The 10,588-nt window shown below is 37.8% G+C and carries 7 protein-coding genes; 1 reads left to right on the plus strand and 6 read right to left on the minus strand.

Translation table 11 applies throughout. The features are described from left to right. The 6 genes from F6K27_RS20760 to F6K27_RS20785 form a co-directional block, all read right to left on the minus strand. The coding region (locus F6K27_RS20760; RefSeq protein WP_287277383.1) for a WD40 repeat domain-containing protein at window positions 1-2,934 on the minus strand (2,934 nt) is incomplete at its 3' end. Next, window positions 2,918-4,183 (minus strand): caspase family protein, encoded by a 1,266-nt coding sequence (locus tag F6K27_RS20765; protein ID WP_287277384.1) that lies wholly within the window; start codon window positions 4,181-4,183, stop codon window positions 2,918-2,920. The genes F6K27_RS20765 and F6K27_RS20760, both read right to left, overlap by 17 nt. Before the next feature lie 217 nt (window positions 4,184-4,400). Continuing rightward, on the minus strand, window positions 4,401-5,195 hold the full coding sequence (gene pstB / locus F6K27_RS20770; RefSeq protein ID WP_124146210.1) for a phosphate ABC transporter ATP-binding protein PstB: 795 nt from the start codon (window positions 5,193-5,195) through the stop codon (window positions 4,401-4,403). Then, window positions 5,189-6,133 (minus strand): phosphate ABC transporter permease PstA, encoded by a 945-nt coding sequence (pstA, locus tag F6K27_RS20775; RefSeq protein WP_124146209.1) that lies wholly within the window; start codon window positions 6,131-6,133, stop codon window positions 5,189-5,191. Before pstA ends, pstB begins: the two co-directional genes overlap by 7 nt. A 1,034-nt stretch (window positions 6,134-7,167) precedes the next feature. Continuing rightward, window positions 7,168-8,097: a phosphate ABC transporter permease subunit PstC gene (gene pstC, locus F6K27_RS20780; RefSeq protein WP_287277385.1), complete on the minus strand. Its 930-nt coding sequence runs from the start codon at window positions 8,095-8,097 to the stop codon at window positions 7,168-7,170. Between the two features lie 819 nt (window positions 8,098-8,916). Next, a complete protein-coding gene (locus F6K27_RS20785; protein ID WP_287277386.1) occupies window positions 8,917-9,900 on the minus strand; it encodes a PstS family phosphate ABC transporter substrate-binding protein in 984 nt (327 codons plus the stop codon). A 167-nt stretch (window positions 9,901-10,067) separates the two neighbouring features. Between F6K27_RS20785 and F6K27_RS20790 the strand changes: the two genes are divergently transcribed. Continuing rightward, window positions 10,068-10,588, plus strand: a 521-nt coding sequence (locus F6K27_RS20790; RefSeq protein ID WP_287300910.1) for a UDP-3-O-acyl-N-acetylglucosamine deacetylase, incomplete at its 3' end; no start/stop codon positions are given.

Below are 10,588 nucleotides of genomic sequence, written 5' to 3' on the forward strand. Positions count from 1 at the left end.
TGGAAGCCACAGACGCACTGTGCCATCACCGCTTGCAGAAGCCAGCAGTTTGCCATCGGGGCTGAAGAGGTGATTGACCCAATCTTTATGCCCCTCTAAAGTAGCAACAGCAGTGCCATCTGGAAGCCACAGACGCACTGTGCCATCACCGCTTGCAGAAGCCAGCAGTTTGCCATCGGGGCTGAAACTGAGGTGATTGACCATACCTTTATGTCCATCTAAAGTAGCAACAGGAGTGCCATCTACTTGCCACACATGCACTGTGCCATCATCGCTTGCAGAAGCCAGTAACTTGCCATCAGGGCTGAAACTGAGGTGATTGACCATACCTTTATGTCCATCTAAAGTAGCAACAGGAGTGCCATCTACTTGCCACACATGCACTGTGCCATCATCGCTTGCAGAAGCCAGTAACTTGCCATCAGGGCTGAAACTGATGTGGAAAACCCGATCTTGATGCCCATCTAAAGTAGCAATAGAAGTACCATCTACTTGCCATACACGCACAGTGCGGTCTTCGCTGGCAGAAGCGAGTAATTTGCCATCAGGGCTGAAACTGACGTGTCTGACTGAATCTTTATGCCCCTCTAAAACAGCAACAGGAGTACCATCTACTTGCCATACACGCACGATGCCGTAATAGCCAGCAGAAGCCAGTAACTTGCCATCGGGGCTGAAACTGACGTGGTAGATTAAACTAGGATCTAATAAAGTCTTAAATTCTTTCCACTTCTCAAAATCAAAGGTCTGTTGCAGCAACACTATACCGCGCACCCTATTTTCCAGACTAACCCAACCAGCTTTTAATTTTTTCCCCAAGGCAATAACATCCAATTGCCTCCCTAAACTCGTAGCTCCCAAATATTCTAAAGTTGCAATTTCCCCTTTAAGTACAGCATTCATCTCCCCAACAACAGCCCGACGCCACTGCCAAACCGCCCCAACCGCCAATAATGACACGATCGCCAAACCACTCACTAACCCCAATATCGTCCTTCGCTTACCCAGTCGTTTCTCCTCTTCCTGTCGTTGACGCAACGCCATCCCCGCCTCAATAAATTCTTGAGTCAACTCAGACAACTCATCACCATACTTAATATAAAGTTCTTCCGTATTCTGCAATGCCACACCCCGCAGCAAAAAATCATCTACTCGCCCATGTTGTACCCACTTTTTAGCATCCTGCTCCATCTGTCGTTGCTGTTGTAGGCGACTTCTATTTTCATCCAACCACCAACGTAAAGTTGACCAATGACGGATTAAGATTTCGTGAGCAACTTCCACAGTAATTTCTGATCCCCCCAAACCCCCCTTTCCAAGGGGGGCTTTTTTGTTAGTTTCCTCTTCATTAGTTCCCCCCTTACTAAGGAGGACTAGGGGAGATACATCCCCATACTTAGCAACATCACCATACTCTTCCAAACTTTTTCCCTTACCAAGGGAAACTTTTTCCTCCTGATGAGTCCCCCCCTTACTAAGGGGGGTTAGGGGGGATAAACCACCAACAACAATTAACCGCGCATCACTCAAATTTTTCAACACAGACTCCATCACCTCCTTCCCATACTTCTTACCCAACAACTCCGACTTCAACACCCGACGGCGAGTATCCTTCCCCTCTTCTCCCAACTGCACCAACTCCAGAAAAATAAACTGAGCGCAACTCTCCTCCTCTCGATGCAAACCCCGCCTCACATCCTCCGCTTTATTTTCCAACACCTCCTTAAAACCACCAATTTCCTCCTGATAAACCTGCAAACTCAACATTCCATCCCGGCGCTTTTCCCACAACTCCCGCAACACAAACTGCAACAAAGGCAAACCTCCCAATTCCTCCTGCACTCCATCCAACAACACATCCACCAAACCAGACTCTACCTTTAACCCCACTTTCTCAGCAGGTTTAACAATAGCGTCTCGATATTCCTGCTCCTGCAAATTCGGCGACACCAACATCAAATTCTGCTGCACCAAAACCTGCAACTCAGACACCTCCAAACAATTACCAATAAAATCATCCCGCAACGTTATTATTAACTTCAACTTATCGGACGTTTCCCGCAAAGCACCCAACAGCAAATTCAGAAATTCCGAACGTTCGTTTTCAGCAGTCAAAGTAAATAATTCCTCAAACTGATCCACCACCAAAACCACCATCGGTTCCACGCGACGACGCAACCACAATACCAACCATTCCACACCCAAATGCAACGAACCCTCCATTTCATCAACTTTCCCATCAGTCGCCAATACCCGAGCTAAAGCATTTATCGGGGTTGCACCAGGGCGAAAATAACCACACCAACATTTACCAGGCGGTTGCTTTCCTGCTGTCAGTTTTGGCAAAATACCAGCTTGCACCACCGAAGACTTCCCACTACCCGAAGCACCTACCACTGCCAAAAACGAACTATCCCGCAACCTTGCCAAAATCTCCTGTATCAGCTTTTGCCTACCAAAAAAGAACTCCGCATCCTGTTGACGAAACGCCTCTAAACCTTTATTAGGGCAGATATTAGCATCAAAAATTGTATTAGTTGCCTCCCCAGGAAGCAAAATATCGATAGCATTTCCAGACAAATAAGTTGTAATAGGCAACCGTTGCTGCAACTCAATAACCAACCCCGCAACAGTCAAACCATGTCGAGCATTTCCGAATATTTTCACCAATTCCTGAGAAAACTGTAACGACGAGGAAGCAATAATACATTGAGACTTATTCTTTTCTTGATGCAAATATTCCACCCATTGAGTCAGCACATGATTTTCAGCATTGGGAAAATCAAGAATGATCGCTTGTTGGCGCACCTGAGAATTCCATAACTTTCTCTGCAACCAAAAACAACTAATACGCACCCCATCTCCCAAAACCAGATAATGCTCATGCTCATTATCATCATTAATGACACTTTCAACCTCACCGCGGATGTGCAAAAATGCTGTTTCTAATTGGGTATGGGGAGGGTGGGGAGAGGGGGTAGAGTGGGGAGAGGGGGTAGAGTGGGAAGAGGGGGTAGAGGGGGTAGAGGGGGTAGAGGGGGGAGAGTGGGGAGAGTGGGGTAGAGTGGGAAGGGTGGGGAGGATCGATATTTAAACATTTCAATATTCCAGCTTTTACATCTTGCCAAGAGCGGTCTGTTTGTGGCCAATATCCTACAGTAAAATCACCTCGACTGTGCAAAATACCTGATAAAGAAACAGTCTCTTCACATCCTACCAAACCATTAATAATTACAGCCTGTCGCCGACTATTTTCATTACTATTAATCGGCACAATTCCTAACACAAACTCTCCCGCTCCTTCCACAATTATTAGAGGAGTTTGCCCTGGAGATTCCGACTGAATATTTGATTCACCACGATGGGATTTTTGTTGATTAGTTAAACGAATTTGCTGATTAGTTTTATCAATATATTCTAAAGTACGATGATAGACATATTTATATAAACTATCCGCCTCAATTACCCCCGACTTATCGGCAGCTTTCCCCAAAAAACCTTGAATCAAATAATAAGTAAATAATCCATGTTTTAAATTTTTCCATTCTCTAGATTGTTCATACTTATCGCAAGACAAAAGCGCATAAAAACCTTTACTTTTAGCAGCCCTTTGCCAAAATAATTCTATTAATTGTGGAGCAATACTAGATGTTTCAGATTCAGATAATTTCTTGCTTTCAGACAAATGCTGAAAATTAATACTTGTTCCACCACTATGACAAGCATCAATAAAAATCAATTGATATTTAGCACCACTTTCTGCCAACTTTTGCAGAATTTCTGCCACTGGCAAACCTGTTGTAGCTAAATTATTAGTTTGAGTATTTTTCAGACATAATATTGGTTGCTGAGTTTGTTTGTCTAAAAAACCATGACCAGAAAAATAAATTAAAATAGTATCTTCTTTAGTTGCTTGAGAGACTAACTTTTCCAAGCTATTTTTCACCACATCAAGATGAGGAGATTCAGGAGTATTATCGTGATGGATAATAATAGTCTTATTGGTGAATAATTTTGTAGCTAATTCTAATGCAGACTTTAATTCCTGACAATCATTAACACAATAATTAAGGTTATTTATTCTGGCATCATCATATTGATTAATTCCCACTAAAAGAATTAAAAGTTTAGCTTCACCAGTTTGAAGTTTTTCTACATTAGAATTACCTGCTGATTTCGGCATATATTATTCTCCAGAAAGAAGGCAGAAGTGCAGAAAGGCAAAGAATCTGGGAATCTTGTTAGTGGCCACTCCATATACTCAACCCCCTGACCTTAACCTATACAATATATACGATGACAATAGGAAAAGTTATTCAAACTTTGCTGAGAGCTGAATATTTACCTTCCTTCTTCCCTCTTCCTTCTTCCCTCTTCCTTCTTCCTTCTTCCTTCTTCAATTAACCAATTCTGCCATGCAAATAATCCTCTGTTTTCTGATTTTTAGGGTCAGCAAATAAATCTTTAGTTTCACTAAATTCTATCAATTCTCCTAAATATATAAACGCCGTATAATCAGATAATCTTGCAGCTTGCTGCATACTATGAGTCACAATTAAAATAGTTATCTTTTCTTTTAATTGACTCATCAACTCTTCAATTTTAGCAGTAGCAATTGGGTCAAGAGCAGAAGTAGGTTCATCCAATAAAATCATCTCAGGTTCTCCTACTAAAGCACGAGCTATACATAGACGTTGTTGTTGACCTCCAGACAAATTAAAAGCTACCTCTTTTAATCTATCTTTCACCTCATTCCACAAAGCTGCCCCTCGAAGAGCTTGTTCTACTTTTTCATCAATTAAACTCCGTCTTTTTTCACCACGCACCCGCAAACCATAAGCTACATTTTCATAAATTGATTTGGGAAATGGATTGGGTTTTTGAAATACCATGCTAATGCGCATTCGTACTTCTATCGGGTCAATATTTTTAGCCAAAATATTCAGAGAATCTAGCCAAATTTCTCCTTCATAGTAATTTCCTGGATACAAATCGTGCATGCGATTAAAGCAGCGTAATAAAGTAGTTTTTCCACACCCTGAAGGTCCGATTAATGCAGTAACTTGTTTTTCTGGAACAACCAAATCAATATTTTTTAAAACATGGGATTGACCATAATAAAAATTCAGTTTTTTGACTTCTGCTTTGGGCTTTATAGTAATTAATTCTTGTTTGTTTCTATAAAAGTTTACCATTTGATACCTTTACGAATTAGATAACGTAAATAAATAGCTAGAGTATTGATTGTCAAAGTCATAATAGTTAATACAGTACCTGCTGCTGCTGCATTTATTTCAAATGCTTTCTGTGGGCGAGAAACCCAGTTAAACATCTGAATTGGCATTAATGTAAATGGAGCTTGGAGCCAGGAAAAAGAAATAAACGGAAATTCACTTTTCAATGGAGATTCTGGTAAAAAAGCAATAAATGTTAATGCACCAATAGTAATAACTGGAGCTGTTTCTCCTATTGCCCGTGATAAACCAATAATTATACCAGTAAGAATAGTACCAAAAGAGTAAGGTAAAAGATGGTCCCAAATCATTTGCCATTTACTTGCTCCAAGAGCATAAGCAGCTTCTCGTAAATTAGTTGGAATGGAGCGGAGAGCTTCACGAGTAGTGACAATAACTATAGGTAAAATTAATAAGGCTAAAGTTAAGCCTGCGGTGAGAATACTTTCCCCTAATTTTAACTGATAAACAAAAAATCCTAATGCTAATAAACCATAAATAATTGAAGGTACACCTGCAAGATTTGTCACATTAATTTCTATTAGATCGGCTATCCAATTTTTCCGAGCATATTCTTCTAGATAAATACCAGAGGCAACTCCTAAAGGAATTGCTACTAATGTAGTTACTAACATCACTAAACAAGTACCTACCCAAGCTGATAAAATTCCTGCTTCTTCCGGTTTTCTACTAGGGAAATAAAATAAGAAGTTCCAATTTAGGCGTGGTAAGCCATCAATCATCATTTTAATTATTAAAGCAGCTAATATTAATATTGAACCCGTAATTACTAACAAACCAATTACGGCAAAAATACTATTAACTAAATTTCGTTGATTAAGATTACTTTCAAGATAATTGAAAGGTAAAAATTTCTTGGTAACATCTTTATTCGACATCTATATCAAGTTCCTTTATTTTATCTACATATAATTAATAATTAATAATTAATAATTAACAATTACCTCTCCTTGAAAAGAGGAGGACTGACGCGATAGGGAAAATTTTTTCTTTTCTCTTGGTCGATTGGATATGACTCTGAGACCTTGCCATCCTACCCTACCGGAAGCTCCGAAGATCGACCGTTTTTATCCTTTAAAGGAGAGGCTTTAAACCTTAACTATTCGGTAAGAAAGTTTGCCGGACTTTTTGCTGTTAGTAAATAACTAACTCTTGTTTGACATCTAAAATTAAAACGCTATATCGCTAAAAATTTTTGCTTCAATGTATAATAATTTATGGAAATTATTTTCAGTTAAAATATTTAACCTATACGGTTTATATTTTTGAATGTCTTGGATTTGTTTTACATTCTATTATCATAGTATTTTTGTAAGCATTCAGCTATTAGTAGTCAGCTATCAGATGTATGAACATATTCAAGCAAATACCAAAGTTATTAAATAACCTTTTTCTTTTCCGCCTTCTTTTACGCAGAATGCGGAAGCAAGCATAACTTTTAATTCTCCTTAGAGACTAACTCCTTCTTCGGTAGGATAATGAGCTAATAACTCATAGCTGATAGCTGATAGCTGATAGCTTATGTATTTTTATCTGAAATATAACTTCATAGGTAAGCATTCAGCCGTCAGCAATCAGCAATCAGCTATTGCTTTTAGTTTTAGATAAAAACTTTACTAATTGAGGCAGAATTTATACTTAACTATAAAAGCGGCCTAAAACAGTCTATATTCATTAAAACCACTTCATGATAGCTGAGAGCTGACAGCTAATAGCTGAATGCTTACCTTCATAGTTATCCTCTCAATACACGAATTTTATGAAAATCTGTTGGCTAGTATCAATAACCAATTTAAAAACATAACAGCTTCTTCCTTCTTCCTTCTTCCTTCTTCCTTCTTCTTCCTTCTTCTTCCTTCTTCTTCCTTCTTCCTTCTTCTTCCTTCTTCTTCCTTCTTCCTTCTTCCTTCTGTTAATATATTTCGCGATAATGTTTAGCTAGAAAATGACCGATTATATTTAATATTAAAGTTATCAATACTAAAGTTAGACCAGCAGCAAAAATTGTTTGATAAGCTAAAGTACCATGAGGTAAATCACCAAGACTAACCTGCACAATATACCCTGTAATAGTAGCAGCTTGATCTGTAGGATTCAAAGTAAAATTGGGCTGCAAACCAGCCGCAATAGCAACAATCATTGTTTCTCCTACTGCACGGGAAGCTCCCAGAACATAAGCAGAACAAATACCAGAAATAGCAGTCGGAAATACAACTAATAATGATGTTTGAAACCTAGTTGATCCCATAGCAAAAGACCCTTCTCGTAAACCTACTGGCACAGAACGCATAGCATCTTCACTTATAGAACTAATAAATGGAATAATCATTACCCCCATTACTAATCCTGCACTCAACATATTAAAAGTTGGTAAATTTGGAAATATTTTTTGTAATAGTGGAGTGACATACAAGAGTGCGAAATAACCATAAACTACTGTGGGAATAGCAGCCAATAATTCTAAGAATGGTTTGATGGTTTCTCTAAATTTTATTGGGGAAAATTCACTCAGATAAATTCCTGCTATAGTGCCCAGTGGAATAGCTATCATTAAAGCAATAATTGAAGTTATTAAGGTTCCTGAAACTAAAGGTAAAATTCCATATTGTGGATTTTGAAATAAGGGAGTCCATTGTGTACTTGTCAGGAAGTCTAATATGGATATTTCTTGAAAAAATAAAACTGATTCTCTGACTAATATAAACAGAATTGCTATTGTAGTTGCTACAGAGGAAAAAGCTGCTAAAAACAAAATATATTCAATTGTTTTTTCTCGTATATCTTGAACTAATCTTGGTGAAAAATTTGGTAATTTTATTGATTTTAAAAGTTTCTTTCTCATTCAATACTCAGTGATTAAGTAAATAATAATGGTCAGCATTCAGTTAAGTAAGTAGGTATTTCTAATTAAACGTTAAAAAATTTGTAGGGGCGGGTTTAGCCGAAAGTCTTGATAAATTAGCTATATAGTCCTAAAAACCCGCCGTACACTTGTTGCATTTATTTATGCTTACCTACTTATTAGCGGTCAACATTCAGTAGTAAAAATGAATTAGGGTGATGATTCTTTATATAGCTAAAGTTAGCCGATCTGCTTTTATTAATACTTTTAATTCTGCCTTATTCTCTCAACGCTTACTTATATAGCAGTCGAAAGAAAGGTTAGAACATATCAAAAACTTAAAACTCAGACAACGCCAGATTTTTCCAACTTTGTTTTTTCCTTTTTCCTTCTGCTATACGGTTGAATCTTGAATGCTTACTAACAATAATCAATGATAATTGATGCTTATACCAAATTAATATGAATCTGCATAGAATAATATTTTAATCAGAGTTGACTGTAGATCGAGAAAGACTTGTTAATAAATTTCATAACTCTTTACAGCCTCACATAAAATTGATGCTTAGACATTAGCCGAAAATTAGATAAATTATCGGTGTTGCTGAGTGGTAATGATTTTTAGATTAAGTATCAAGGCGCAACATAAGTTTTTCAATTTTACCTTCAGCTACTTACCATTACATTTCAGTAATGCCTAATTTTCAGCATTAATTTACATCATGAAATATGTTTGCCACTTGAATCTAGTTTAGTATGAAAAATCAAATAATTACTCTACTTAAAAATAGTTTAAATCTTCATTATAAGATTTAAAATTTAACTACCACTCCCAATAACACGATTTTTAAAACGTTCCATCGCTTGCTGATATTCTAGTTCCGAAAGAGGTACAGAATTTACTTCTTTAACTAATTGAGGAGCATTCTTAAGATAGAATTCAACAAACTCTTTAACTTCAGGACGCTCTGCCGCTTTAGCATTAACATAAATAAAAATTGGTCTGGCCAGAGGTTGGTATTCTCCACTTCGCACTGTTTCCAGTGAAGGTTTAACAGGTCCATTACCATTGTCTATAGCTATTGCTTTTAGTAGGTCTCGGTTCGCTTCATAATAGGAATAGCCAAAATAAGCAATAGCATTAGGGTCATTCGCAACACCCTGAACCAAAACATTATCATCCTCACTAGGTGTATAGTCAGAACGGCTAGCCTTAGACTGACCAACTATTTCTTTAGTAAAATAGTCAAATGTACCTGAATCTGCACCTGGTCCATACATTCTAAGTTCTGCATCAGGCCAATTAGAGTTAACCTGGTTCCACTTCATAACTTTACCTTGGGCCTCCGGTGCCCACATCTTTTTGAGATCCTCCACACTCATAGTATCAACAAAGTTTTCAGTATTAACAACTACAGTAATAGCATCATAAGCAATAGGTAATTCAATAAATTCAATTCCTGCAGCTTTACATTTTTCTATTTCAGATGGTTGAATAGTTCTGGAAGCATCAGAAATATCTGTTCTAACGGAATCTTCTAGAGAACAAAATTTTTTAAAGCCTCCCCCTGTTCCAGAAATTCCAACCGTTACCCGCATAACACCTCTTTTCTCTTTTTGAAATTCTTCTGCTACTGCTTCGGTAATAGGGTAAACTGTGCTAGAACCATCAATTTTAATTATTGACGGGCTTTGAGACCTAACTATAGGAATAGTTATAACTAATGTTGTAGCTACTAGAGCAAAGACACTAGCTAATTTCCACTTATTCAGCTTCAAATTCTTTACTTTGGTAGTTACCATACTCTTGTTTTCCTAGAGTTTTTATCAAAAATATAGACAATTAAACATTTATATGATGTAAAAATAATAATTGTTATTTAGAGTCTCATTATAATTATTGGAGAATAAGTAAAATTTAAGCACAGTTTAAATATAGGTTAATAGCTAACAATAATTATGACAAAAATATGGATAACCAATATACTTTGGCAGCAGAATTTTCACAGTGGGGAATAGGTCTGCATAGCGGTATTAAATCTCATATTAGAGTTATACCTGCCCCCAAAAATGCAGGTAGATATTTTGTTAGAGTTGACTTACCTAAGACTCCTAGTATTCCAGCTCTCATAAATTTTGTAGTCTCTACCACTCTCTCTACTGAATTTGGTATTGCAAATATTCGTATTCGCACTGTAGAACATTTATTAGCTGCCTTGGCAGGAATGGGAGTAGATAATGCTCGAATTGAAATTGATGGCCCCGAAGTTCCCTTATTGGATGGCTCGGCTAAACTCTGGGTAGAGGCGATCGCTTCTGTAGGATTAATTGCTCAACCAGAGGAGGGAAATGGGGAGATGGGGAGATGGGGAGATGGGGAGATGGGGAGATGGGGAGATGGGGAGATGGGGAGATGGGGAGATGGGGAGAGGGGGAGATGGGGAGATGGGGAGATGGGGCAAAAAAATATTAACAATACCGATCGACCACA

The organism is Okeania sp. SIO2F5 (assembly GCF_010692685.1).
GTDB classification, from domain to species: Bacteria; Cyanobacteriota; Cyanobacteriia; order Cyanobacteriales; family Microcoleaceae; genus Okeania; species Okeania hirsuta.